This is a genomic window from Streptomyces sp. SAI-135, from assembly GCF_029893805.1.
Lineage (GTDB): Bacteria > Actinomycetota > Actinomycetes > Streptomycetales > Streptomycetaceae > Streptomyces.
In genome coordinates, this window is the sequence record NZ_JARXYP010000002.1 from 8,971,515 (window position 1) to 8,995,892 (window position 24,378).

The 24,378-nt window shown below is 68.9% G+C and carries 22 protein-coding genes and 4 pseudogenes; 10 read left to right on the top strand and 16 right to left on the bottom strand.

The genetic code is table 11. From position 1 onward, the window contains the following. Positions 1-7 precede the first annotated feature (7 nt). A complete protein-coding gene (locus tag M2163_RS45110) occupies positions 8-958 on the top strand; it encodes an alpha/beta hydrolase (RefSeq protein WP_280897032.1) in 951 nt (316 codons plus the stop codon). 372 nt (positions 959-1,330) lie between these two features. Here M2163_RS45110 and M2163_RS45115 read toward each other — a convergent pair. The 3 genes and pseudogenes from M2163_RS45115 to M2163_RS45125 form a co-directional block, all read right to left on the bottom strand. Further along, positions 1,331-1,465: pseudogene (locus tag M2163_RS45115) on the bottom strand (TetR/AcrR family transcriptional regulator); the annotation flags it as partial. 651 nt (positions 1,466-2,116) lie between these two features. Further along, the gene (locus M2163_RS45120) at positions 2,117-2,464 is read right to left on the bottom strand and encodes a hypothetical protein (RefSeq protein ID WP_280897033.1); all 348 of its coding nucleotides are present in this window, start codon (positions 2,462-2,464) and stop codon (positions 2,117-2,119) included. A 230-nt stretch (positions 2,465-2,694) separates the two neighbouring features. Next, positions 2,695-3,099 (bottom strand): helix-turn-helix domain-containing protein, encoded by a 405-nt coding sequence (locus tag M2163_RS45125; RefSeq protein WP_280897034.1) that lies wholly within the window; start codon positions 3,097-3,099, stop codon positions 2,695-2,697. A gap of 25 nt (positions 3,100-3,124) precedes the next feature. Here M2163_RS45125 and M2163_RS45130 point away from each other — a divergent pair, with 25 nt between their 5' ends. From M2163_RS45130 to M2163_RS45140, 3 genes are all read left to right on the top strand, one after another. After that, positions 3,125-4,021 (top strand): NADP-dependent oxidoreductase, encoded by an 897-nt coding sequence (locus tag M2163_RS45130; RefSeq protein ID WP_280897426.1) that lies wholly within the window; start codon positions 3,125-3,127, stop codon positions 4,019-4,021. A 228-nt stretch (positions 4,022-4,249) separates the two neighbouring features. Continuing rightward, positions 4,250-5,593 carry a hypothetical protein gene (locus tag M2163_RS45135; protein ID WP_280897035.1) on the top strand — a complete coding sequence of 448 codons (1,344 nt, stop codon included), beginning with the start codon at positions 4,250-4,252 and terminating at the stop codon, positions 5,591-5,593. Between the two features lie 413 nt (positions 5,594-6,006). Next, a complete protein-coding gene (locus M2163_RS45140; RefSeq protein WP_280897036.1) occupies positions 6,007-6,396 on the top strand; it encodes a hypothetical protein in 390 nt (129 codons plus the stop codon). 500 nt (positions 6,397-6,896) lie between these two features. Here the strand turns inward: M2163_RS45140 and M2163_RS45145 are convergent, their stop codons facing one another. Continuing rightward, positions 6,897-7,832 (bottom strand): helix-turn-helix domain-containing protein, encoded by a 936-nt coding sequence (locus tag M2163_RS45145; protein WP_280897037.1) that lies wholly within the window; start codon positions 7,830-7,832, stop codon positions 6,897-6,899. Between the two features lie 128 nt (positions 7,833-7,960). On the opposite strand from M2163_RS45145, the gene M2163_RS45150 reads away from it, so the two are divergent. Further along, positions 7,961-9,001, top strand: coding sequence for a saccharopine dehydrogenase NADP-binding domain-containing protein (locus M2163_RS45150; RefSeq protein WP_280897038.1), 1,041 nt, complete (start codon positions 7,961-7,963; stop codon positions 8,999-9,001). On the opposite strand, the pseudogene M2163_RS45155 reads toward M2163_RS45150, so the two are convergent. From M2163_RS45155 to M2163_RS45170, 4 genes and pseudogenes are all read right to left on the bottom strand, one after another. After that, a pseudogene (locus M2163_RS45155) lies at positions 8,967-9,235 on the bottom strand (hypothetical protein); the annotation flags it as partial. The gene M2163_RS45150 and the pseudogene M2163_RS45155 sit on opposite strands and share 35 nt — an antisense overlap. A gap of 30 nt (positions 9,236-9,265) precedes the next feature. Beyond that, entirely contained in the window at positions 9,266-10,573 is a 1,308-nt protein-coding gene (locus M2163_RS45160) for a GAF domain-containing SpoIIE family protein phosphatase (RefSeq protein WP_280897039.1), read from the bottom strand. Between the two features lie 591 nt (positions 10,574-11,164). Further along, complete coding sequence (locus M2163_RS45165) at positions 11,165-11,338, bottom strand: hypothetical protein (RefSeq protein ID WP_280897040.1); 174 nt, start codon at positions 11,336-11,338, stop codon at positions 11,165-11,167. A 96-nt stretch (positions 11,339-11,434) separates the two neighbouring features. Next, positions 11,435-11,630, bottom strand: a pseudogene (locus tag M2163_RS45170) (hypothetical protein). 171 nt (positions 11,631-11,801) lie between these two features. Here M2163_RS45170 and M2163_RS45175 point away from each other — a divergent pair. Beyond that, complete coding sequence (locus tag M2163_RS45175; protein WP_280847031.1) at positions 11,802-12,089, top strand: hypothetical protein; 288 nt, start codon at positions 11,802-11,804, stop codon at positions 12,087-12,089. A 232-nt stretch (positions 12,090-12,321) separates the two neighbouring features. Here the strand turns inward: M2163_RS45175 and M2163_RS45180 are convergent, their stop codons facing one another. Beyond that, entirely contained in the window at positions 12,322-13,203 is an 882-nt protein-coding gene (locus tag M2163_RS45180) for an SDR family oxidoreductase (RefSeq protein WP_280847030.1), read from the bottom strand. Positions 13,204-13,290: 87 nt separating this feature from the next. On the opposite strand from M2163_RS45180, the gene M2163_RS45185 reads away from it, so the two are divergent. Continuing rightward, complete coding sequence (locus tag M2163_RS45185; protein ID WP_280847029.1) at positions 13,291-13,869, top strand: TetR/AcrR family transcriptional regulator; 579 nt, start codon at positions 13,291-13,293, stop codon at positions 13,867-13,869. A 347-nt stretch (positions 13,870-14,216) separates the two neighbouring features. Here the strand turns inward: M2163_RS45185 and M2163_RS45190 are convergent, their stop codons facing one another. Both M2163_RS45190 and ctaD read right to left on the bottom strand, forming a co-directional pair. Continuing rightward, entirely contained in the window at positions 14,217-14,783 is a 567-nt protein-coding gene (locus M2163_RS45190; protein WP_280897041.1) for a hypothetical protein, read from the bottom strand. Positions 14,784-14,786: 3 nt separating this feature from the next. Beyond that, positions 14,787-16,397: a cytochrome c oxidase subunit I gene (gene ctaD, locus M2163_RS45195; protein ID WP_280897427.1), complete on the bottom strand. Its 1,611-nt coding sequence runs from the start codon at positions 16,395-16,397 to the stop codon at positions 14,787-14,789. A gap of 521 nt (positions 16,398-16,918) precedes the next feature. On the opposite strand from ctaD, the gene M2163_RS45200 reads away from it, so the two are divergent. Beyond that, on the top strand, positions 16,919-17,611 hold the full coding sequence (locus M2163_RS45200; protein WP_280897042.1) for a DUF4142 domain-containing protein: 693 nt from the start codon (positions 16,919-16,921) through the stop codon (positions 17,609-17,611). A 290-nt stretch (positions 17,612-17,901) separates the two neighbouring features. On the opposite strand, the gene M2163_RS45205 is transcribed toward M2163_RS45200, so the two are convergent. From M2163_RS45205 to M2163_RS45215, 3 genes and pseudogenes are all read right to left on the bottom strand, one after another. After that, a complete protein-coding gene (locus tag M2163_RS45205) occupies positions 17,902-18,567 on the bottom strand; it encodes a vitamin K epoxide reductase family protein (protein ID WP_280847026.1) in 666 nt (221 codons plus the stop codon). A 116-nt stretch (positions 18,568-18,683) separates the two neighbouring features. Further along, positions 18,684-19,154, bottom strand: a pseudogene (locus tag M2163_RS45210) (hypothetical protein); the annotation flags it as partial. A gap of 631 nt (positions 19,155-19,785) precedes the next feature. Then, on the bottom strand, positions 19,786-20,196 hold the full coding sequence (locus M2163_RS45215; protein WP_280897043.1) for a VOC family protein: 411 nt from the start codon (positions 20,194-20,196) through the stop codon (positions 19,786-19,788). Between the two features lie 321 nt (positions 20,197-20,517). On the opposite strand from M2163_RS45215, the gene M2163_RS45220 reads away from it, so the two are divergent. Then, the gene (locus tag M2163_RS45220) at positions 20,518-21,696 is read left to right on the top strand and encodes a Cmx/CmrA family chloramphenicol efflux MFS transporter (RefSeq protein WP_280897044.1); all 1,179 of its coding nucleotides are present in this window, start codon (positions 20,518-20,520) and stop codon (positions 21,694-21,696) included. Positions 21,697-21,882: 186 nt separating this feature from the next. On the opposite strand, the gene M2163_RS45225 is transcribed toward M2163_RS45220, so the two are convergent. After that, a complete protein-coding gene (locus tag M2163_RS45225) occupies positions 21,883-22,845 on the bottom strand; it encodes an expansin EXLX1 family cellulose-binding protein (RefSeq protein WP_280897045.1) in 963 nt (320 codons plus the stop codon). 266 nt (positions 22,846-23,111) lie between these two features. Between M2163_RS45225 and M2163_RS45230 the strand changes: the two genes are divergently transcribed. Then, a complete protein-coding gene (locus tag M2163_RS45230; protein ID WP_280897046.1) occupies positions 23,112-23,321 on the top strand; it encodes a hypothetical protein in 210 nt (69 codons plus the stop codon). Between the two features lie 9 nt (positions 23,322-23,330). Here the strand turns inward: M2163_RS45230 and M2163_RS45235 are convergent, their stop codons facing one another. Next, complete coding sequence (locus M2163_RS45235; protein ID WP_280847021.1) at positions 23,331-24,353, bottom strand: LacI family DNA-binding transcriptional regulator; 1,023 nt, start codon at positions 24,351-24,353, stop codon at positions 23,331-23,333. Positions 24,354-24,378: the final 25 nt, after the last annotated feature.

Genomic DNA, 24,378 nt, shown 5'->3' on the forward strand with positions numbered 1-24,378 from the left:
ACCAGCCATGACCCTCAGCCTGGACCCGGAAATCGCCCAAGCCCTGGCCCCGATGGCCGGTGCGATGGCCGACGCCACGCCACCGGCTGTCGGTGACGTCGCGGCGCGGCGCGCGCTCTGGGAGCCGATCATCGGCGCCGCCGGAACCGCCCAGCCGATCCCGGCCGACGTCAAGACCAGCGAGCACCACACCACCGCCGACGACGGCGCACAGATCACCATGCGCTGGTACGTCAAAGACGGCGCCACACCGGGTCCGGCGGTGGTGTTCTTCCACGGCGGCGGATACATCTTCGGCCACATCGACCTGTTCGACGGCCCCGTCTCCCGCTACGTCTCCGCCAGCGGCGTGCCGATGCTGTCGGTCGACTACCGCCGCGCACCCGAGCACCCCTTCCCGACGCCGCTCGAAGACGCCTACACGGCGCTGCGCTGGCTGGAAGAGCACGCATCCACACTCGGCGTCGACACGGACCGGATCGCGGTGATGGGCGACAGCGCCGGCGGCGGCCTGGCGGCGGCCGTGTCGATCCTGGCGCGGGAGCGCGGCGGGCCGCGGATCGCCCGCCAGATCCTCATCATGCCGATGCTCGACGACCGCATCCCCGCCCTCGACCCGCACATCGCGCCCTACCTGCTGTGGTCCTACGACGACAGCCGCACCGCCTGGCCGGCTCTGCTCGGCGAGGCCGCCGGCGGGCCCGACGTCCCCGCCACGGCGGCCCCGGCCCGGCTCGATGACGCGACCGGCCTGCCGCCGGCCTACATCGAGGTCGGCCAGCTCGACCTGTTCCGCGAGGAGGACACCGCTTACGCCACCAAACTCAGCCGCGCCGGTGTGCCGGTCGAATTCCACCTCCACCCCGGCGCCCCGCACGAGTTCGACGCCATCGCCTTCACCTCCGACGTCGCTCGGCGCGCCATCGCCGACCGCGTCCGGGTCCTCAAGTCGCTCTGAAGCGCGAGCACCCAGCCACCATGGCAAGGAGGGAACGCAAGGACGCTCCGGACCACCACCGACGGCGCCGTCCGGGTGCGGGTGACGGCGCAGGCCGTGGCGGCGAGTGTCGAGGTGCCGGCCGCCCACGGAAGTGCGCACCCCGAAGCAGGCGGGGGAGCGGAGCTGGACAGGTTCGGTGATCGCGCGGGACGCGGTGCTCCTCGCACGACGGACGCGGCGAGTTATGCCTGGCGGGACGGCGGGCTGGGGCCGACGAGGACATCACCCCGCCTGTTCCCGCTCAGGCACCGCAACCTTGCACTGACAACAACGGTGAAGCATGGACCGCTGGATGCCCTGCGGTGGTGGAGTGGACCCACGCACGCGGCCTCACGGGCGGACCGTGAGGCCGTCCAGGGTGAGGTCGAGCAGGCGCTCCGCTTGCTTTCGGCGTTCAGCACCCGCCGAGGTGAAAGCGATGCCTTCCAGGGCAGCGCCGATGTCGGTGCGGATCGCCCCGGCGGCCGTGCCGAGCTGACGGAATCGGTCACAGCGTCGCGGAACCCTTGGCGCGGCTGCGTGAGTGGGTGGGAGACCACATGGAATGAAGCCCGCGTGGATCATCACGCCCCGCGCGCCGTTGCTGGTCAGGACAGGGGGGGTGAGTTCTGCCTGCCGGTTCCAGTAGCCCTCGAACAAACGGCTGCTGATCCGCCCTGTTGATGTCCCCTGTGGGCGGATCTCGTGTCGAGGGTCAGGCCGAACGGGCAGTGGCTGGGGTGGTTCTTGAGCTCGTCCTCGCGAAACGTGGGGGTCGCGGACGTGGTGGGTAAGATTTTCGATCTTCCAGAGCTCAGGCAGAAGTCCGCCTTGCGTCCGATGACTTGCCGGCCTGGCGTGCGTCGGCGCAGGCGAGGTGGGCGAACGCTGCGGTCCTGAGCCGCCACACGCAATCGCGGCCCAACTGACGCAACACCCATCCAAGTCGAGCTCAAGGGCTGGCCGCCGGTACGACTCCGGCAAGGCAGTGACCGACCGTCAGGAGCAACTCCGCGCTCAAGTCTTTCCTGAGCACCACGTCCAAGGACGTCTGGCTGGCCGACAGGCACCTGGTAGGCGGTGTCGCGGTCGGTTGTCGGCCCCGTATGCGGCGACCAGCAAGAAAGCCCCGGTCGGTCAGCCTCCGGACGGCACCTTGACGGTCTTGCCGTTCTCGTCGAGCGTGTGGGTGTCCCAGTAGACGTCCCACTTGTCCCCGACTTCCTGCGGCACCTTGCCCTCGGGGTATCTCGAGTATCCGGCGTCGGGCTCCTTGCCGTCCGGGACACACGCCTGGCCTGTCGAGCCCACGGACAGGACCGGGTATTCACCGCCGCCGCAGATGTTCTCCTTGTACTCCCAGCCACCGCATCCGGTGAGCGTTACGAGCGCGGCCGCGCTCGCCAACGCGGCGGCGACACACCCCCGTACGGGCCGCGAGGCGGATGTGGAGGCGGGGCGGCCAGCGGTGCGGAGCTTGTTCATGGTGTTCCTCCCGTTGTTCGGTCTGTCCTCACTCTCGCCGCCGGCCGGCCTCTGTCTCCTGAGTACGCGTACTCAAAGGCACGTGCGCGGATGCTCAACGTGTTCGACTGGCTCCTGTCGGCCGGCCGACGCGAAACACGCGACAGTGCAACGTTGGAACAGGTGGCGCGCACGTGTGTCCTGTCCGCTGGGTTGTCCCACCCGCGATCAGGACACCAGGAGGATCGTGATCAGCTGCCAGGGGCCTCGTTGTCGTAGTGAGCCCGGTTGCGCGTGATCTCGTCGTGGTGGGTGCCCGCCCATTCGATCAGGGCGGTGACCGCGTCGAGCAGGGTGGTGCCCAGCCCGGTCAGCGCGTATTCGACGCGCGGCGGCACCTCGGGGTAGGCAGTGCGGGTGACCAAACCGTCGCGACGCAGCTGGCGCAGGGTGTGGGTGAGCATGCGCTGGGAGATGCCGGGGATGGAGTGCTGCAGGTCGGTGTAGCGCACGGGGCCGTTTTCCAAGGTGCCGATCACCAGCACGGACCATTTGTCGCCGGCCCGCTCGACGATCTGCCGGATCGTCTCGCCCTGCTCGGCCGGCCAGCGGGCACAGGGCCCTGTTCGTCCCGGCGGCCGCTCCTGTGCATCCACTCACCACAGGAGGAACAGCATGCTCATGCGTGCCGCGACCGTGTCCCGCTTCGGTGGCCCCGAGGCAGTCGAGATCACGAAGGTTCCGGTACCTGTCCCAGGCCCGGGACAGGCCTTGATCAAGGTGACGGCAGCGGCGCTGAACCCGGTGGACGCGGCCATGCGGGCCGGCGTCTTCGGCAGTGCGGGCGAGCGCGTCGGGCTGGGCTGGGACATCGCCGGCACCGTCGAGAGTGTCGGCCCCGGTGTGCCCTGGTCCTCGGGCGACCGTGTCATCGGCCTGGCCACCGGCCACCGCACCCCGCTGGGCACCCACGCCGACTACGCCGTCCTCGACGCCGACGCGCTCGCGCCGGCCCCGAAGACCGTCGACGACACCCACGCCGCGGCCCTGCCCCTCAACGCGCTGTCCGCTGCCAAGGCCCTGGACATAGCCGCCCTCCAGCCCGAACAGAGCCTGCTGGTCACGGGTGCGGCGGGTGGCGTCGGCGCGCACACCGTAGAACTGGCACACCACCGCGGGCTGAAGGTCACCGCTCTCGCCTCCGCCCGTGACGAGCAGTTCCTGCGCGACCGGGGCGCCGACCACTTCCTGCCCCGCGACGAACCCCTTCCCTCGGCCACCTTCGACGGCGTCATCGACGCCGCGCTACTCGGGCACACGGCCCTCGCCCCGCTCCGCGACGGCGGCACCTACATCGGCGTATGGCCCGGACAGGAACCGGCCCCGGAGCGCGGCATCCGCGTCGACGCACTGGACGTACGCGCCGACGGCGCCCAGCTCGCCGAACTGTCCCAACTCGCCGACCGTGGCGTCCTGTTGGTCCGCGTCACCAAGACCTTCCCCCTCGCGGACGCGGCCGCGGCCCACACACGCTTGACCAAGGGCGGCTTGCGTGGACGACTCGTCATCGTCCCGTGAGCCCACTCCTCCGTCGCCCATGCGGAAGCATCGCGAGGTTCGCAGAGAGGACGGGATGTGACACGAGCCGATCCCTTTCCCCCCGATCGAGTCAGCCTTCGCAGCGGGACCAAGGCCAGGGGGCAGCAGTTCCCTGCCGCACTGGGCACGAGTCGGACCGAGGACGCCGGCATCGAGGACCTGCGGGCGCGCACCAGGAGGCGGGAGTGGGCCCTGGATGTCCCGCCCGTGCCGAATGCTCGCTGGGGTGTGCGGGTACGGCGGGCCGAACGGGCACCCACCGAGATCGTGCGGACCGAAACATTCAGCGACGAGGTCGTGGTTGAGGCGCGCAAGCACTGCCTGCACAGTCGGCAGTTACATGCTGATCCATCGCAGATGTCGCGGCCTGCGAAGATCGGCCCGCAGACGTGCACACACTGTCAGAAGGGCGTGGCAACGGTGGGGGGAACCCGGGTGACGACGATCGATGAGTACCAGCAGCGCTGCGAGAAGCTGTTCGTAGCTGGAGGAAACGCAGCCGTGAGGCGGACCGCCCAGGCGGGTCTGGACGAGCTCGGCCCGGGCCCCGATCTGTATTGCTGGTTGGCCCTCGGGCACGCCGCCGAGGACGACGACGAGCACGACGACCACGCGGAGGAAGCCTTCCGGGCGGGACTCGTTCTCGACGGCGACCACCTGGGGCTTCTGGCCGGTTACGCCGAACTGTGCCTCCGTGCCGACGCCTTCGAATACCCGGGCCGGGCCGCGCGGGCCGTCCCTTTGTCCAAGCGACTTAAGCAGCTCGCACCACAGTCCGCCGAGGCCGACCGGCTTGAGGCAGCAGAACACTGGGCGCGGAGCGGCTACTGGGACGACTTGCGCATGAGAGCGGCGGCCGCCGCTGTCGTGGGCCGCGACACCGAAGCACAGGCACGTGCCCTGGCCGTGGATCTCCGGCACGGCGACGAAGCGGCGACCAGGGGTATGGACATCGAGGACCGCGACGCCGTCGTGCGGGCCGCTACCCTCAAGGCGCTGTCCGCGCCGTGGAACGCCCCCGCACGCATCCTGGGCCGACATCGCACGACCGCCTGGGTCCTCAGCGGCATCCTGTGTTTACTGACCAACACGGTGTTGCGCCAGACCGGAGTCATCGACACCTTCAGCGCCTGGGGCTTTCTCTGGGCCCTGCCCGTACCTGTTGTCGACCGCGGCTCGCCGCTATCCGCCGACAAGCTGAGGCGCAGCACATCGCCACCCTCGAAGCAGCGCTCGGCGAGCGGAGTTGAACGAACAGATGCGTTTAGCGCTTTCCGCGCGTCCAGCCTGGGTCGCTGTCCCACCGAAGTCGACGCCGGACAGACATGCCTTCTTCAGGTCGCCTGTGCTGAAGCCGTCCGATGCACCCGGATGGGAAGGGGTCCGTGGGCTGTTCGAGAGCTGGGCGGCCCAGCACGGGCCGGACCCCGACGGCTCTCGGACGACACAGGTCATCAAGCCCATCATGGACCTGGGACTAACGCTTCGTCCCGAAGACGAAGCTCGGCCCATGGCGCTCTTCAAGCAGTGCAACGTCCGTATCGACGGTGATACCGCGTTTGCGCTGCTGGCCTTGACGAAGCCGCCGACGATCAGGAACAAGGTGAGAGCTGTGGCCTGATGCCGATCTGACATTGCTCGGGAAGCCGGTCCTCGTGGCGGCGTTCTGCATGGCGGACGTCTCTGTAGGGGTCCCGGGAGCGTGGTCGGTTCGTTCCCGCCGTGGTCTGGGCAAAGGTCATGACTGCCCGCACACTCGTGCCATGGGCGTGGGGGGCGTGGCGATTGTCGGCGCGGTAGCTGCCTTGTTAGGCGCTGTCGTTGGTGCAGGCGGAGCTATCGCAGCTGCCGCGGTGGCGGGAAGAACTCAAGTTCGTGGACAGCATGCGCAGTGGCAGAGAGAACGCAGGCGAGACGCGTACGTAGAGTTCGTCCATGCCTCCCGTGCCCTCTCGGATGCGGTCATGGAATTCCGGGGCGGTCGCGAAGCCGCCCGAGCCGCTGGCCACAACGACGCGGAAGAGCGCCGTCGTGCGACTACCGCCCTCTTCGACGATTACAACGAGTACACACGTGCATTGGGCCTGCTGGAACTCGAGTGCTCCTCACCGGCCGTGAGGGCGGCGGCCTGGGACGCGTTCAGCGTGCTGACACATATGGCGCGTCGGCAAGTCGACTACTGGGATCCGGACTGGGCAGATCGCGTAGCGCTTTCCATGTCCATGCCGTCCTATCGTCGTCAGTGGAACCAGCTTCGCGCGCTGCAGTTGCCGAGCGACCTCTTCGAGCAGACCATCCTCGCCCAAGAGAAACTCAACGACTTCCTGGATGCGGCTCGTTCCGATCTGGCGTAGTGCCTGGTTCATGACCGCTGCCGTTTCGGCCGGTCCTGATGTCGGAGCCGTCGGGTCATCACGTGATGGCCGCCCAGGTGATGAGGGCTTGGTAAGGCTCGGTGGCGGCCTCGGTACCACGCGCTCAGTCCCCTCTGCTTGTCCTGGCCTGATCGCCAGCAGCGCTGATGGCCAGGGTCGGTTGATGTGATCAGTTGGTGGATGGCTGAGCTGGCAGGGAGCGCCATGGCTGACGGGCTTTCAGCAGCTGATGGCGCGTACCACCTACGGACCGATGGTGGTGGCGGACGCAGCAAGCGGCGGTCTGAGTGTGCTCGGCGCGGGCGACGGGTGGTCCAGCCAGTTGCGCGGACAGGGCCATGAGCACTCGATGAAGGCCTTGCGTATCGCGTCTCCTTGTCTGGCATTGTCGGCGAGTTCGGGAGTGTCTGTTCTCCGCTTCGGACGGCACTGTGCCTGGGCACTGTTCGATAGGCTGCCGGGGTTTTGGAACTACTTCTTCAGGGCCGGAAGGTGCGGCGGTAGGTGTCGGGTGGGACGCCGACGTTGCGGTGGAAGTGGCGGCGCAGGGTAGTGGCGGTGCCCATTCCGGTGGCCGCGGCGATGGTGTCCACGGTGGCGTCGGTGGTCTCCAGCAGTTCCTGGGCGCGGCGAATGCGCTGGGTGTGGAGCCATTGCAGTGGCGTGGTGCCGGTGAGGTGCTTGAAGTGACGGCCGAGGTGACGTGAGCTCATGCGGGCCTGTCGGGCCAGGTCCTCCACCGTCAGCGGCTGGTCCAGCCGCTCCAGTGCCCAGGGGAAGAGCTCACCCAGGGGGTGGTTGCCCGGGGCGGGGAGGGGCGTGGCGATGAACTGGGCCTGGCCGCCGTCGCGGTGGGGTGGGATGACCAGGCGCCGGGCGATCTTGTTGGCGTTGGCCGAGCCGTGGTCGAGGCGGACCAGGTGCAGACACAGGTCCATGGCGGCGGCCTTGCCCGCGGAGGTGAGGACGTCGCCGTTGTCGACGTAGAGAACGTCCGGATCGACGGCGGCTGACGGATGGCGCCGGGCCAGTTCCCGCGTGTGAGCCCAGTGTGTGGTGGCACGCCTGCCGTCGAGCAGCCCTGCCGCACCCAGGACGAAGGCCCCCGTGCACAGTGAGGCCACGCGGGCACCGGCTGCATGGGCCGCGCGCACCGCTTCGACCAGTTCGGCGGGCGGGTCGAGGTCGGTGTCGGCCCAGCCGGGGACGATCACTGTGTCCGCCTGGGCGAGGTGGTCGAGCCCGTGATCAGGTTCCAGGCGGAAACGGTCGATGCGCACCGGACCGCTCCCGCAGAGGGAGAACTCGTACCAGGGGTCCACGACATGGGTCAGGTCGGATCCGAAGACCTCGACAGCCACGGAGAGTTCGTAGTGGAGCATGCCGTCGGTGACGGCCAGCGCAACGGTGGGCATGTCCGAAACTGTACGCAGCATGTCGTTTCCGACACTCGCACGGAGCATCGGCCGACGGACAGGATGGCGATGTCAAGCCGCGGCGGATCGAGCTCGCAGCGGGCGTTGCGCTACACGGGAGCGGTCTCATGGGGTCAGGTCAGCTGGTCACGGTGTTCGGCGCCTACGGTCACACCGGGCGGTTCGTGGTCGCCGAGCTTGCCGCGCGCGGGTTCGTCCCGGTGCTGTCCGGGCGCAACGCGCAGATGTTGCAAGAGCTGGCCCACGAGCACGGGTTGGAGGCCCGGGTGGCGTCCGTCGACGATCCGGCGTCGCTGGACCGGGCTCTGGCGGGAACGGCGGCGGTCATCAACTGTGCCGGCCCCTTCGCCTCGACCACCGGCCCGGTGATCGAGGCCGCGCTCCGCGCGCAGATCCCCTACCTGGACGTGGCCGCCGAGCTCGAGGCCAACCTCGACACCTTCGCGCACTACCGCGAGCGGGCCCGGGACGCGGAAGCGGTGATGGTTCCGGCCATGGCCTTCTTCGGCGGCCTCGGCGACCTGCTGACCACCGCTGCGATGGGCGACTGGACCGAAGCCGACGAGGCACACATCGCCTACGCGCTCAGCAACTGGCACCCCACCGCGGGTACCCGGCTCTCGGGTGCGGTCTCCCGCAAGCGACGCGGCGACCACCGCCTGCGCTACAGCGGCGGACAGTGGGAGCACCGCACCGATGCCGCGCCCATCCTGGAGTGGACCTTCCCGGAACCGATGGGAGCCCGGCCGGTGATCGGGGAATTCACCACGGCGGACGTCGTCACCGTCCCCCAGCACCTCTCCATCCCCGATGTGACCACCTACATGACCGCCGAGGCGGCCCGAGACGTCGCCGATCCCCACACGCCCGCCCCGACCGCCGTCGACGAGAGCGGGCGCTCGACCCAGACCTTCCTCGTCGACGTCGTCGTCCGCTCCGGCGGAGCCGAACGCCGGGCCACGGCCGGTGGCCAGGACATCTACGCCGTCACCGCGCCCCTCGTCACCGAGGCCCTTGAACGCGTCCTGACCGGCCGCACCAAGACCGTCGGCGCCGTCTCCGCGGGCGAGATCTTCGACGCACCCGACTTCCTGCACGCGCTCGAGCCGCACATCACACTCGGCCTCCACCCGCAGAAGCAGGGGTGATCTCGATGTCTGTGAATCCTGCGGCTTCGAGGCCCGTGCCGTATTCGGCGGAGGCCCGTGCCGTATTCGGCGGAGGCCCGTGCCGTATTCGGCGAAGGAGAAGGCGCCGCGATGCAGCAGACGTAGTCGCCTCGCTCTGTCCCGCGGGTGGGGGAGGGCGTCGTCGGCGACTACGCCGGAGACGCCGATCCGGCCGCCCGGATGGAGGACACGGAAGGTTTCGGCTGATACGGCACCTGTGGAGGGCCTACCTGCGTGCGGGCGTCACGTGGGGCGCTGTGGCGTCGTGGGGGTTCGTGCCACGAGGAGGGCGATGTCGTCGGCGTGGTCGGTGGCCATGCCGGCGAGGAGTTCGTCGCAGAAGGTGTCGAGGTCTTCGCGGGCGAGGGCGGCAGCGTGTTGGCGTAGGCGGGTCATGCCGTGGGTGAGGTCTTCGCCGCGGCGTTCGATGAGGCCGTCGGTGTACATGAGCAGGGTGGATCGGGAGGGCAGTGTCTCGGTGGCGTGGTGGCGCGGGAGGGTGGGGTCGACTCCGAGCAGTAGACCGCGGCCGCCTCGGAGGTAGTGGGTGTCACCTTCGTGGGTCACCAGCAGGGGTGGTGGGTGGCCGGCGCTGGAGTAGGTGATCGTCCAGCCTTCGTCGTCCTGGTCCAGGAGGGCGTACAGGCATGTGGCTGTGGCCTGCGGATACAGGATGTCGTGTGCGAGGTCGAGGCGGCGCAGGATGTGCCCGGGGGGTTCTTGGCGGTCGCAGCCGATGCCGCGCAGCATGTTGCGCAGCTGGCTCATGGTGATGGCGGCGCGCAGGTCGTGGCCGGTGACGTCGCCCATGATCATGGTGGTGCTGCCGTTCGGCAGGGGGAAGCTGTCGTACCAGTCGCCGCCGACTTCGGCGGTGGCGGCGGCGGGTGCGTAGCGGGCGGCCATCTGCAGGGGGCCGGTCTTGGGAAGCGTGGGCAGGAGGGAGCGCTGGAGGCGTTCGGCGATGTGCTGGGTCTCGCGGTGCAGCCGGGCGTTGTCCACGCCCAGAGCGATGCGGTGGGTCAGGTCTTCCACCATGGCGAGGTCGTCGTCGGTGAGGGGGGCGCGGTCGGCGGAGCGGCCGATGGTCAGGGCGCCGAGGACTTGCCGGCGGGCGCGTACGGGGGCGACCACAGCGGTGTGGGTGCCGAGTTGGTCGAACAGTTCGAGCTGGCGGGCGTGCAGGGGGTCGGCGGCCTTGTCGGGGCTGGGGATGTCGTCTGGGGTCAGCAGCAGAGGCCCGGCACCGATGAGCGCGCGTGCAAGCGGCCCGACCGGCTCCTCCGGGATGTCGGGCAGTAGCCCGGTCAGGCCGCCGACCGGCAGGATGTCGGGATTGCGGTGCACGACGCTGACCCTGCGGGGGCGGCCCGTGTCGTCGAGCAGGTCGACCGCGCACCAGTCGGCCAGCTGTGGCACCAGGATCCGGCACACCCGCCGCACCGCGGCATCGGAATCGAGCGTGCTGGTCATGGCGGTGGTGGTCTCCGCCAGAAGAGTCAACCGGTCCAGCGCCCGCTGGACCACCTGGTCCACCTCGAAATCGTCCATGCCCCTTCCTTCCCGCCAGCCAGAGAAAGAGCACCGGATACGGCACGCCTGCCTCGCCCGGCGCATGCGTTCACACGGGTCCCGGTACCCCCAGGCAGGAAAATCCCGCAGTGCGGCCAGTTTTCAGTAGGTCGCCTGGGGCAAACGGCTGCTGGGAGTGTGGGGCGGGTCTGACCGTAGGGGAGAAGCGGACCCGCCGAGGGCAGCAACGGTTCGGTGCACGGCCGCTCGTGTCGTCCGCTTGGTCCGGCACGACACGGCGGTCAGCCTTCTCAGCAGGAGACCAGGGACACCGGGCACGCCACTCCTTCCCTAGCGCGGGGCGCAACCCGCGTCCAGCATTCAGCTCGGCACGTGTTCCCGCCCCTTCGCCGATCATGCCGTGCTGTCCTCGGGCGGGGCAGACGCGAGGAAAGGCCGGCGTCGATTGGCGATGCGGAGGTCGGCGCGCTTCATGGTTGCGGTTGCGCTTGCGGTGCGCTCGTGCCGCTCCGCAACCGCTCGGCGGCCGGCCGCGGACTGCCCGCCCCCACATGGGACCCGCGCACGGGCGGAAAGCGGGCATCACCTAGTCGATCTTGCGATCCCTTGCTACAGCGCACCGTTGGCCTGCGGCTGGTGCGGCGGGTGGCCGCCCAGCAGCTGGGCCGCCTGGTACTGCGCCTGCTCGGCGGCCGCCTGGGCGTCTGCCCCGACGTCTCCGCGCTCGCGCACCAGGTCCTCGTAGATCGGTGGGGCGTCCACCTCGTTCGAACGGTCTGTCACTGTGCTGGCCTTTCCATCTCGGGCACTTTCTGCAGTGGTTCCGGTACGGTGCTCGGCTTTCACGAGGCTTCACAGAAGAGCCACGTTCATGTCAGATCAGGCTCGGTTGATCCGCGCGGCAATGCCGTGGCCGATCAGCAGATAAATGACGGCAGGTAGTCCATATACAGGCGTCGAGCAGGCAGAGCACGATCCACAACCCCAGCAGACCGGCCGCGGTGTCGGCGATCGTGCAGATGGTAAGGGCTGTTCTGCCTGCGGTGGTCTGGTGACGGGTGGAGCGGTCGGACATTGGCGGATGGTCGTAGGTCTGGTATCCGGCGGCCGGGTCGGTGTTGTTCAAGGCAAATCCGATCTGACGGGTTGTGTCTCCCTCTACAGCGCCCGGTATTCGCTGGCGCGTTACACCCCGCGGCTGGAACACCACAATGTCCATGCGCTGCGCGCGTGAGATCATCCGTCCATGAGCAGGGACCTGGAAGTGAGTGCTCTGGCCATCAACGTCACGATCCCGCAGGCGCTCCGCTGGACGGACACTCGACGTGGTGAAGAGTTCCAACTGACCACACTCAACATCCGGCTCCTCCCGGACGGTCGCCTCGCCGCGAAAGCCTACGGCCGTCCGGTCGGCGGTGGTCGGGGCGCGTACGTCTCGTTCCCGGTGCCCGACGAACCGGAGCTGGCGGCTCTGATCGTCGACGCGGCCGGCCGCGCGGGGACGTTGTGGGCCGCTCATCGCGGACTGGGCTGAGTGTGGTTCGCTTCGAGAGCAGGCGGTGGCGGTTCCTGTCGTCGCTCTCGCGGTGGGCTCTGGCCCGATAGACCTTCCTGTGTGACGCGAGGGCAACTGCTGAACACGGAGGGGCAGTTCATCGTGCCGGCGCTGCCGACCGGAGCGTGCGGCCCCTACCTGGCCGCACGCCCACGGGGCGGGAACGGGGGAGGACTTTTGCAGGGGCCCAGCCGATCGTCCCGGTTGCCGGTCAGGGCTGGATGTTCTCCAGGTCCTCGAGAAGGCTGGGGTGCTTGGGCTCCCAGCCGAGTGCCTGCCGGGTGTGGGCGCTGGAGGAGGGCTGGTCGCTCGCGAAGATCGGGCCGAGGGGGCCGAAGGTCTCCGTCGGTATCGGCTCGACCGGCAGGCCCAGCCGTCGGCCGATGACTGCGGCGATGTCGCGGACCTTGTCCCCCTCGTCGGCGACGGCGTGCCAGGAGGTACCCGCTTCGGCCTGTTCCAGGGCGAGCCGGAAGAGAACTGCTGCGTCGAGGGCGTGCACGGCCGGCCAGCGCTGAGTGCCGTCGCCCGGGTAACCCGACACCCCGGTTCGGCGTGCGATGCCTGTCAACAGGCCGGCGAATCCACCGGAGCCCTGGTTGTGCACCGTGCGTGGCAGGCGTACGGCACTGCTGCGGACCCCACGCGAGGACAGGCCCAGGACCGACGTGACCGCACGACCGCGACCGCCGACCGGCCCTTCGGTCATCAGCGGGTCGGCCTCGGTGGAGGCGCGGCCGGGTACGTGGGGCGTACCCGAGCAGGTGACCAGGGGGCGGTCGCTGCCGACGAGCGCCTCGCCGAGGGCGGCGAGGGCGGCACTCTCCTCCGCGACCGACCTGGCGAGGGCCTCGGGGCTGCTGAAGTCGTTGGCGAACGCCAGGTGGATCACTCCGTCGGCCTGGGCGGCGCCGGCGCGCAGGGTGTCCAGGTCTGCGAGGGCTCCGCGGAGGGGCTCGGCACCGGCCGCGCTCGCGGCCTGGGCGGATGCGTCGGAGCGGGTCAGTGCGAGGACGGTGTGGCCGTTGTCGAGCAGTTCGGCGACGACGGCGGAACCGATCAGGCCGGTGCCGCCGGTGACGAAAACGCGCATGGGAAACTCCCCGGAAGTGATGGGACTCTTGTCCCGTCACTCTAGCGCAGTGATGGGACAAGAGTCCCATCACCTAGAATGGTGACCATGGGCAGATGGGAACCGGGCGCACGCGAACGTCTCGTCATGGCTGCCGTCGACCTGTTCACCGAGCAGGGGTACGACGCCACGACGGTCACGCAGATCGCCGAGCGCGCAGGCGTCACCAAGAGCACCTTCTTCCGGCACTTCCCCGACAAGCGAGAGTTGTTGGTGGCCGGACAGGAGACGCTGAGCCGACTGCTGACCGAGGGAATCGCCGACGCACCCGCTGACGCCAGCCCGCTCGAGGCGGTCGCCGCGGGTCTGGAGCGCGCGGCGAGCGCGATGGGCCCCATGAGCCGTGAGCTCGCGCCTCGCCTGAAGGCGGCCGTCGCTGCCAGCGCCGAGCTCCAGGAGCGTGACGCCCTCAAGAGCGTCAGCCTCGCGGCCGCGATGACGAGCGCTCTCATCGCCCGCGGCACACCCGATCCGACCGCTGCTCTGGCGGGGGAGCTGGGCGTCCTCGCCTTCAAACGGGGATACGCCCAATGGTCCGAGAGCGACCGTGACGGCAAGGACGAGCTCGCCGCGTACACCCTGACGGCCCTGGACGAATTGCGCGCAGCGAGCGCCTCGCTGGGCTGACCGGCAACCGAGACTGCTTCTCCTGGCTTGGGGACCGGACGCTGGGCCCGGCGCAGAGCTCGACCGGCCGGCTGCTGTGCAGGTGACCTGGCCACTGGGGCCGCCCGGCACTCCGCGCACCTGGCGGTTCAGCAGAAGTCCGCTTAAGCCAAGGTAGTTGACGGTGCGCCCGCGCAGTGCGAGACCGACCTGTGCGGCGCTCTCGCCCCGGCGCCTGTGTGAGGTCCGTGTGCTGGGCCGGCCCTCCCATCCGGTGCGCTGCTGTTTCCTCCCGACGGACGACCTCGCTGTCGCTTCCTCACGGATCGATCATTCGCAATGCCTCATTGGCGGCCGAGTGGCACACCTCACTGTCGTGGCCGTGCAGGGCCGCTCTTGATGCGGCGGCGGGCCGTGCCTGGATACGTGATCGCGACGGCGAGTGCCAGGCCGACGGCGGTGGTCGGGGCAACGGCCAGCACCCAGCCTTGGCCGCCTTCGGACGCGGCGGACAGGACGACCGCGGCAGTGACCGTGGCGGCGACCAAACCGCAGCCCAGGAGGGCGGCGACGACATACCGGGAGGGGACGCGGCTCCGGCTGTGCTGGGGCCGACCGGGGACCAGTGCGGCCCAGCGCTGGGCGGTCTCCTGTGCCTCCTGGCGGTGTTGCACGGCGGCACGGATCCGCAGAGCAGCCGTGACGGTTGCGCCGGCCGCCGCCGTGACACCCGTGGCCTGCCACGGCACTCCCGAGAACAGAAGCACGGCGACGACCGCGAGTGTCGTCCAGCCTGTCAGGCAGGCCGCCGCCGCGCTGCGGCGGGAGTACGGCCGGTCAGCCCTCGCGCGCAGATCGGCGAAGGCTGGGAGGTACCAGACGCAGCCGGCCGCGGTCACCAGCGCGGCACCGAGGGACAGGACAGGCTGGGCCACGGCTCAGCTCCCCGCTTCGAGTGCGGCGATCTCGGGGTGGTGCAGGTCGAAGGCCGGGGACTCGGAGCGGATGCGCGGCAGGGAGGTGAAGTTGTGGCGCGGCGGTGGACACGCGGTGGCCCACTCCAGTGAGCGTCCGTAGCCCCACGGATCGTCGACCTCGACCGGCTTGCCGTACTTCGCGGTCTTCCAGACGTTGTAGGCGAACGGCAGGATCGACAGGCCGAGCAGGAACGAACCGATGGTGGACAGGGTGTTGAGGGCCGTGAAGCCGTCGGCGGCCAGGTAGTCGGCGTATCGGCGGGGCATGCCCTCGACACCCAGCCAGTGCTGGACGAGGAAGGTGGCGTGAAAGCCCACGGTGAGCGTCCAGAACGTCATCTTCCCGAGACGCTCGTCGAGCATCTTGCCGGTCATCTTCGGCCACCAGAAGTGGAATCCGGCGAACATCGCGTACACGACCGTACCGAAGACCGTGTAGTGGAAGTGGGCGACGACGAAGTACGAGTCGGACAGGTGGAAGTCCAGCGGCGGCGAGGCGAGGATCACGCCGGTCAGGCCGCCGAAGACGAAGGTGATGAGGAAGCCGGTGGTCCACAGCATCGGCGTCTCGAAGGACAGGGAGCCTTTCCACATGGTGCCGATCCAGTTGAAGAACTTCACGCCGGTCGGGACCGCGATGAGGAAGGTCATGAAGGCGAAGAAGGGCAGCAGTACGCCACCGGTGACGTACATGTGGTGGGCCCAAACGGTCACCGACAGGCCCGCGATCGCGATGGTCGCGCCGATCAGGCCCATGTAGCCGAACATCGGCTTGCGGGAGAAGACCGGTACCACCTCGGAGACGATGCCGAAGAACGGCAGCGCGAGGACGTACACCTCCGGATGACCGAAGAACCAGAACAGGTGCTGCCACAACAGCGCACCACCGTTGGCCGCGTCGAAGACATGGCTGCCGAACTTGCGGTCGCACTCCAGGGCGAACAACGCGGCCGCCAGTACCGGGAAGATGATCAGGACCAGTACGCCGGTCAGCAGCACGTTCCAGGTGAAGATCGGCATGCGGAACATGGTCATGCCCGGTGCGCGCATGCAGATGATCGTGGTGATGAAGTTGACCGCGCCGAGGATCGAGCCGAAGCCGGACAGGGCCACGCCCATGATCCACAGGTCGGCGCCGAGCCCGGGCGAGTGGACGGCGTCGGAGAGCGGGGCGTACAGGAACCAGCCGAAGTCGGCGGCTCCGCCGGGGGTGAGGAAGCCGAAGGCGGCGATCGAGGACCCGAACAGGAAGAGCCAGTAGGCCAGCATGTTCAGCCGAGGGAAGGCCACGTCGGGCGCGCCGATCTGCAGTGGCATGATCCAGTTGGCGAAGCCGGTGAACAAAGGCATCGCGAACATCAGCAGCATGATCGAGCCGTGCATGGTGAACGCCTGGTTGAACTGCTCGGTGGACATGATCTGCAGTCCAGGGCGGGCGAGTTCGGCCCGCATCATCAATGCCAGCACGCCGCCGACGAGGAAGAAGACGAACGCGGTGACGAGATACAGCGTGCCGATCTTCTTGTGGTCGGTGGTCGTCAGCCACTCCGTCCACGCGGGCCGTGGCGTCAGCCGTGGCTCGGGTGCGGATGCCTCGTCCGCCGCAGGGGCGACGGCACCTGACCGCGCGGCCCTCACCTGTTGAAATTCGTCCACCGGACGGCGTCCTCCCCATGAGCTCATCTTGACGACGAACCGGAAAGGACCAGGTGTGCGGGCGTATGAAGCTGGCCCTTCCCGGCCGTCGACACATGATCGACCGTGAGGTACCTGGCCCGGATAGGGTCCAACAGCCCCAGTGCGGCCCCTCGATAGGGTCGAACGGCCCTTCTTCGCACCGCGTCGCGGCTCGACGTCCCGGACCGGATGCACAACCTCCTGGACACCATCACGAACATCGGACGCGACTTACGGGCCCGTAGGGCCTCGAAGCCTTGGACAGAGAGCCGAACACTGATCGGCTTTACGAATCCATTGCGAGCCCAAGAGGTTCTGCGGGGCCTCGCATCCGTATCCCCTGTGTGTGCGGGTTCCGAAAACCGGAATCAGGAGACACCGTGCTCGTTTCACGGAAAGCGGCGGGAACTCTCATCATGGGTGGAGCGGTTGCGACCACCCTGGCCTCCCTCCTCTACCCCGCCATGCTCGGCGTGCAGAAGGTCAGCACCGCGCAGGACCGGGTCATCGCCACTCCGGCAACCGGAGCGCTGACAGAAGCCGACCGGGACTTCGTGGTCAAGATGCGCGCGGCCGCGCTGTGGGAGTACCCCGTCGGGCGGATGACGCTGCAGAAGAGCAGGACGAAGGCGGTCAAGACCGCTGGTGAGCACCTGATCGACGGAGCCGCCTCGCTGGACGCCGCTTGTCGCCATGCGGCCGGTCTGTTGGACATCACGCTGCCCAACCAGTCGTCGCCGCAGCAGCAGAGCTTCGTGTTCCAGTTGAACGCGGAGAGCGGCGAGCGGTTCGACAGGGACATGGTCACCCTCGTGCGCGCGGCGAACGGCCAGATCCTCTCCACGATCGCCAACGTCCGCACCACCACGAGGAACTCGCTGATCCGAGCCCTGGCCGACAGGGCCAACGACACCGTACTGGAGCACATCACGGTCATGGAGAAGACCGGCCTCGTCGACTTCGACCAGGTCGTCGTCCAGGAGACCACTCCGCCCGAGCTCCCGGCCCGGGACCTGACTCCGCCGCCTCCGGTCGCGGGCCAGCCGCAGGTCGTGCTCCCTTCGCCGCCGAACAGCGCGGTCTCGCCCAGTCCTTCGGCGGGACGGTGACGGCACGGGCCGCGCCGCTCCTGACGGCTTGACGGGCACGCTGTCGAGCAGACCTTTCGGAGTGCCACGCACAGTCGGTGAAACTTCGCGCCTTCAGGTGGGAAGCAGTCAGCCCATGGCCGATCAGGGACCGGTAGTGATGAATCGGTCTCCGATCGGCCTCGCCCCCCTGCCGACGAGGTGACCGGGTGGCCCGCGTCCGCACTCACCGTTTGAACCCCCCTGCCCTGCCCGCACTGCTCGTTGCCTGCGGTCGGTCGGCCTCCCGGCCGGCGGGGAAGGGGGCGGGCTCAGAGCAACGTCTGCCAGTAGTCCCACCAGCGGGTGGCGATCAGCACCACGATGGTCAGATACCAGGTGACGGGCACCGCCCAGTGGAACTCCAGCAGGCCCGCGACGACTCCTCGGGGCGCGCGGATGATCCCGTGCCGGACGTTGTGCACGGTGGTGTACCAGAACGCGGCGATGGTGGCCGCCCAGGCCAGGCAGCACCACAGACACAACGCCCCGATCTGGTAGAGCGCCTGAGTCATCAGCCACATGCAGAAGCCCGCACCGAGCAGCGTGCCTGCGTTCAGGCCGAGCCAGAACCAGCGGCGGAAGCGGGCGCCGGCCAGCAGCGCGAAGCCCACGGCGATGACCACCGGAAAGGCGAGCAGGCCGAGCAACGGGTTGGGGAAGCCGAACACGGAGGCCTGGGCGCTCTTCATCACGCTGGTGCAGGACAGGATCGGGCTGAGATTGCACGAGGGTGAGAACTGCGGGTCCTGCAACAGCTGGAACTTGTCGATGGTGATCACGAAGGACGCGAGGGCGCCGAGCCCGCCGGAGACGATCAGCAACCAGGCGAAGGCCCCGGAGGCACCGGTGGCACCCGCTGGCTTGATCTCCCGTGCTCGTCTGCTTCCACCATTTCCGGTGGACAGGAGCCGCGCGTGACTAGTGGTGCCGGTCATCGGGATGTTCCTGCCTCGTGGGTGTCGGGGGTGGGACATGGGCCCACGGCGGTCGAAAGGTTGCCGCCGCCGCGCGGACCACGACTGCGGTCCGGCTCCGGCGCGACGCGTATGCCGTCGCGCTTGGCACCCCGAGGCCATACGACCTCGACCGGAACGCCGTGCGCGCGGGCGTACGCCACCAGATGCGCGGTGGCATCCCGTCCGTTGGACGGCGAGCCGTCCCAGACGGCCAGCAGCTGCCGACACTCCGTGATCATCCGCTCGTCCGCGCCGACGCACGCGTCGCGGTCGTCCGGGTCGTAGCCCAGCAGGCGCACCTGCTGGGCGAGCAGCAGCAGTTCCCCGGTCGGCATCCGGTCGCGCTGAGGCAGCAACGCGGGCACCAGGCCCTGGGTAGGGGTCACCACGACCAGCTGTCGCCCCGTCGCCCGCGCCGCCCGCCCGAACGCCAGTGGCACACCGGCACCCGCGCGCACCACTGCCGACCTCTGTGCGAACTGCTGCTCCAGTCGTGCCCGCAGCTCGTCCTCCACCAGCGTCAACGTGTCCGCAGTCAGGTCGGCGTGCCCTACCGCCGTGATCATCGTCCCGCTCACCTCCTCGCTCTACGTGCCTCTCGCTCGCCCGTCGCCTCGTGCTGTACGGCCGCGTCACCCCCTTGTGGACGCGACCGCGCCGGTCCGGGCCCAGAGGCGGGATCCAAGCGGCACCGGCAGGGCCGCGGGACCAGTGAAGACAGTGCGCCGACCGGCTACAAGGGCCGAACGGCCCTGGTGAGGAGTGTTCGATGCACGTCACGGAAGCGGTCGGGTCCCTGGGCCGGTTCCTGGTCCTGTGCTGCGGACGGGAACGGTGTCGAGAACGGAGGACGCGTGCGGGCGGGGGGTCGGCGCCGCGCTTCGGCCGGGTCCGCAACCGGCACTGCGAGTAGTAGTGGTTGCGGCGTGGAACCTGCTCGCTCCCGGAGGCAGTGTGCAGAGCGTCGGCTGGACATCCGGGGAACCGGCGGTCTTTCGCCGGATCCCAGGGAAAGCGATTCTGGAGGTGGCACGCGGTTGAACTACACGCTCTGACAACGTCGTTGACGGCTGCTTCAACCAGCTCGGAGGCTTCCGTGACATTGCCACCAGATATGACGAGACCGCCACCTCCTACGAGGCAGCGGTCAGTCTCGCGCCTCTCCTGCTCTGGGCAAGATTCATCTGAAAACGGACACTAGTCGCGCTTGGGCCAGACGAGGCCCTGCTCGGTCCAGATGACACCTTTGTTGCGGCACAGGCAGAAGGGGTGGCCGACAGGGTCGGTGTATACCCGGAAGCCGTAGCCGTCGGGGTCGGTGCAGTCCCGTTGCAGGGTCGCGCCGAGGGCCAGGATGCGGCGCTGTTCGGCCTCGATGTCGTCGACTTCGAAGTCGAGGTGGAACTGCTTGGGGTGCTCGCTGTCGGGCCACTGCGGGGCGCGGTAGTCCTCTACCTGGACGAAGGCCAGTTCGATGTCACCGAACTTGATACCGGCCCAGTCCTCGGTACTGCCCTCCTTGACCGGGAGCCCCGTCACGTCGGAGTAGAAGGCGGCCAGCTTCATCGTGTCCGGGCAATCGATGATGAAGTCGGTTAGTCGTAGCATCCCGCGATCTTGCCACAAGATCAGAGGAGCCGGACTCTCAGACAAGCCTGGCTAATTGTTGCGGGGCTTGACGTTGGTGACGAAGGCCATTTGCCATTGAAATCAAGATGCTCCGACGGGCATCGCTCGGGTAGCGTGCGGGCCGTGTCGAGTCCTGAGTCAGACAAGGTGGGGGCTTTCGGTCACGCCGTCAGCCCCCTGCACCACTGAGCTCGTAGCCCTGTCGTCGCGCCGCTCCTTGCGGTGGGACGAGTGGCGCTCGGGGCCGGCCGCGGTGACGAGACGACTTTCTCGTGCTTCTCCTCACCTCGGAGCCACTCGATGCCTCTCCCGCTGTACCTGCTTGCCGTGGCCGTTTTCGCCATGGGCACCTCGGAGTTCATGCTCGCCGGCCTCCTGCCGGACATCGCCTCAGACCTCGATGTCACAGTCGGGACCGTCGGAACACTCACCTCGGCCTTCGCGGTCGGCATGGTCGTCGGTGCCCCACTTGTGGCCGCGCTCGCCCGTGACTGGCCCAGGCGCGCCGGCCTTCTCGGGTTCGTCCTCGTTTTCGCGGCAGCGCATGCCGTGGGCGCCATGACCACGAGCTTCCCGGTCCTGTTCGCCACCCGCGTCGTCGCCGCGCTCGCGAACGCAGGGTTCCTTGCCGTGGCCCTGACAGTCGCGGCCACGCTGGTTCCACCCGACAGGAAGGGACGTGCTCTGGCCGTGCTGCTGTCCGGCACGACGGTGGCCACGATCGCTGGTGTGCCTGGTGGGTCGGTGCTCGGCGCGTTGCTCGGCTGGCGAGCCACGTTCTGGGCTGTCGGCGTTCTCTGCCTGCCGGCAGCTCTCGGCATCCTGAAGGGAATCCCAGCGGGACGTGATGAAGACGAGGCGACTGGCAGGACGGCGTTGCGCGCGGAGCTGGCCCAGCTCACACGCCCGCGGATGATTCTGGTGATGCTGCTCGGCGCGCTGGTGAACGCGGCGACCTTCGGCAGCCTCACCTTCCTTGCCCCCGTGGTGACCAACAGCGCCGGGCTGGGCGAGTTGTGGATCTCTGTTGCCCTGATGGTCTTCGGCGCTGGCTCCTTCGTGGGTGTCACCGTCGCCGGCCGGCTCTCCGACCGGCGTCCCGGTCTGGTCATCGCAGTCGGCGGCCCGCTGCTGCTCGTCGGCTGGCCGACACTCGCGATGCTGGCAGATGAGCCGGCGGCCCTGCTCATCCTCGTGTTCGTGCAGGGCGCGCTGTCGTTCGCACTGGGCAGCACACTGATTGCGCGGGTCCTCCACGAGGCCGCGGGAGCCCCGACCATGGCCGGCTCGTATGCGACCGCTGCGCTCAACGTGGGCGCCGCCGTCGGCCCCGTCGTCGCTGCGGGCACCCTCGGCACCGGAGCCGGGTATCTCGGGCCGCTCTGGGCAAGCGGACTCCTCGTCGCGGTCGCGCTGCTCATCGCGCTCCCTCTCCTCACCGCCCTCACGGACGGCCGGAGCACCGAGGTGCTCCGGTGAGCCTAAGTGGAGGAACCGGTACGACACGCACGGCGATGTCGGACTGCAGGACCGCCGAGGCGTCCCGCGATTCTCACCGACCCAGCGCCGTCCCACTCGCCATCGGCAAGGTGGTCGCACAGAAGTCTGTGCGACCACCTACAAGACGCCACTGCGGCCATGGGCAGCGCGGAGGGTCGGCTGGGATCAGTGCTGGGCGAACTGCACCCCCGTTGGCTGTACGACGTTCGCCCGCACCGCCAGTCCGCTGACGGTCAGTTGTTCGCCATAGATGTCGGTGACTCTGATCGCCTTGCCGCAGCCGTTGCCGTCCTCGGCGATGAAGTAGTTGAAGCTGGTGCGGGGCAACTGGCGCCAGCCGTTCGCGGTGCTGACCTCGAGCCGTGCGACCGGGTTGCGGTGCCCGATGACCTGGATGCCGCACCAGTAGGCGCTGGATCCGGTCTTGTACCGGATGGACATCGTGCCGATGGAGCTGGGGCTCACCAGGCTCCAAGTGATGGGCAGGCGGCCGACCTTGAGGTCGGCGAGCTTGGCGAAGGCTTGTTGGCTGAGGTCGATCTGCCCGGGTGCGCAGGGCAGAGGGCATTCGTTGGTGATCCGTACGGTGATGGACTTGCCGTTGGCCGCGCGGACGAGGACGTAGGCGCCGCAGGCTCGGGAGGTCTCGTAGTCGGTGGTGTTCATCGCCGCGATCATCATGTCCGGGCTGGGACCGAACAGACAGGCCCCGTCCCCGACACCGGCCTCGTAGGCGGTCGCGACACCCTGATACGAGGTGTTGGGCCGGATCCGACCCGCCGACACAGACGTGGTCGACCCGCGCGAGGACGTCGGGGTGCTCTTCTGTGACGGCTTCGCCGTCTTGGAAGTCGCCGTGACCCGGGGCGTGGCGGAGCCGCTCGCACTGAGACTCGCCGATGGGCTCGGCGTCGGGCTCGCAGCCGCTGTCACAGCGGTCTCGGCAGCCTTCGGCTGGGTGGTGACGAGGGTGGCGGCTGCGGTCGGCTTGCCGTCGACTTTGTGGCTGGGGAGCAACGCGATGACCAGGAAGGTGAGAACACCCGCAGTGGCCAGCGCCACAGTGGCGCCCAGCACGGTTCGGCGTCTGCGCCTGCGCTGCCCTGCGATCTGCCTCGTTGTCGTCATGACCTGTCCGTTCGGGATCGAGCCGATGGTGCACGGGTCAGTCGCCACCCGCGGCGAAAAGGTTGCCGACTCTTTTCAGATCTCTGCACTGCTCGAGCGGATCCGGTGGAGTCCCACGGGGTCGCCAGAGAAGGCGCTGGGGGGGAGGGATGTGGTGGTCGCCACTGCCGCGTCCCACCCAGGTCGGGTCGGAGCAGCGACCATGTCCGCTCGGACCAGTTCCGGCACCGACGGGCTCCGCGTCGGCCCGAGCCAGGAGCACCTGCGTGCCCGTCCCGACGGTCGCCATCGTGAAGAAGGGGCTGACCGTCAAGGGACACGGCCGCCGTGGAGTCGGCTGTCTGCCAGCCCTCGGGCGGGGACAGCCAGCAGTGCTTACGTACGTGGTCACCGTCGACGGCGAAGACTACGGAGATCCCGAGCTCTTCCTCTGCCCGAGCACGCGACTCCGCGACGCCACAGGCACCGGAGGTTGAACAACAAGCTCAGGCCGAGTCGCGTGTCACCAGCTGCGTGCGGAGGATGACGTGGCGGTACGCCACCGACGGCTCCTCCATGTCCTCCAGGAGAAGGCGGATCATGGCCCGGCCCATCTCCTCCAGCGGCTGACGCACCGTCGTCAGCCGCGGCTCGGTGTGCTGGGCCAGCGCGAAGTCGTCGAACCCGATGACGGAGACGTCGTCCGGCACGCGCCGCCCCGCGGCCCGCAACGCTTGTAGAGCCCCCGCCGCCGTGGTGTCCGACGCGGCGAGAACGCCGTCGATCTCCGGGTGCCGTTCCAGCAGTTCCGCCATGGCGCGACGCCCGCTGTCCTGGGTGAAGTCGCTCTCGGCGACCAGGGACTCGACGCTGCTCAGGCCTGCCAGCGCCAGCGCCTCCCGGTACCCGCGCAGCCGACACTGGGCGGCGTACATGTCCAGCGGCCCCGTGATGGTGGCGATGGTTCTGCGGCCCCGCGACAGCAGGTGGGAGACGGCGCTGCGCGCACCGCCCACGTTGTCCGCGTCCACGTAGCTGACGTACTCGTCCCCTGAGCGCCGTCCCAGCATCACGGTCGGCAACCGGGCCTCGGCGAGCATGTCCGGCAGCCGGTCCCCGGCATGCACGGACATCAGCAGGACACCGTCGACGCGGCCGCCGCGGGCGTACTCCAGGAAGCGCTTGCGCTCGGTGTCCGAGTGGACCAGGGTCAGCATCAGCTGCATGCCGGTGTCCGCGAGCGCGTCCCCGAGCGAGCGGACGATCTCCGAGAAGAACGGCTCGGCGAACTGGCGCCAGTCGGGCTCCGTCAGCACGAGAGTGACGGCGTCGGTGCGCCGCGCGGCCAAGGAGCGGGCGGCGAGGTTGGGCACGTACCCCAGTTCCTCGATGGACTGCTGGACGATGCGGCGCGTCGAGTCCTTCACGCCGGCGGCGTTGTTGATGACGCGGGAGACGGTGCCCCGCCCCACCCCGGCGTGCGCGGCCACCTCTTCCAGCGTCGGCGTGCCGGGGCGTCGCGTGCCCATGACCACCTCCCCCAAGAGATCACCG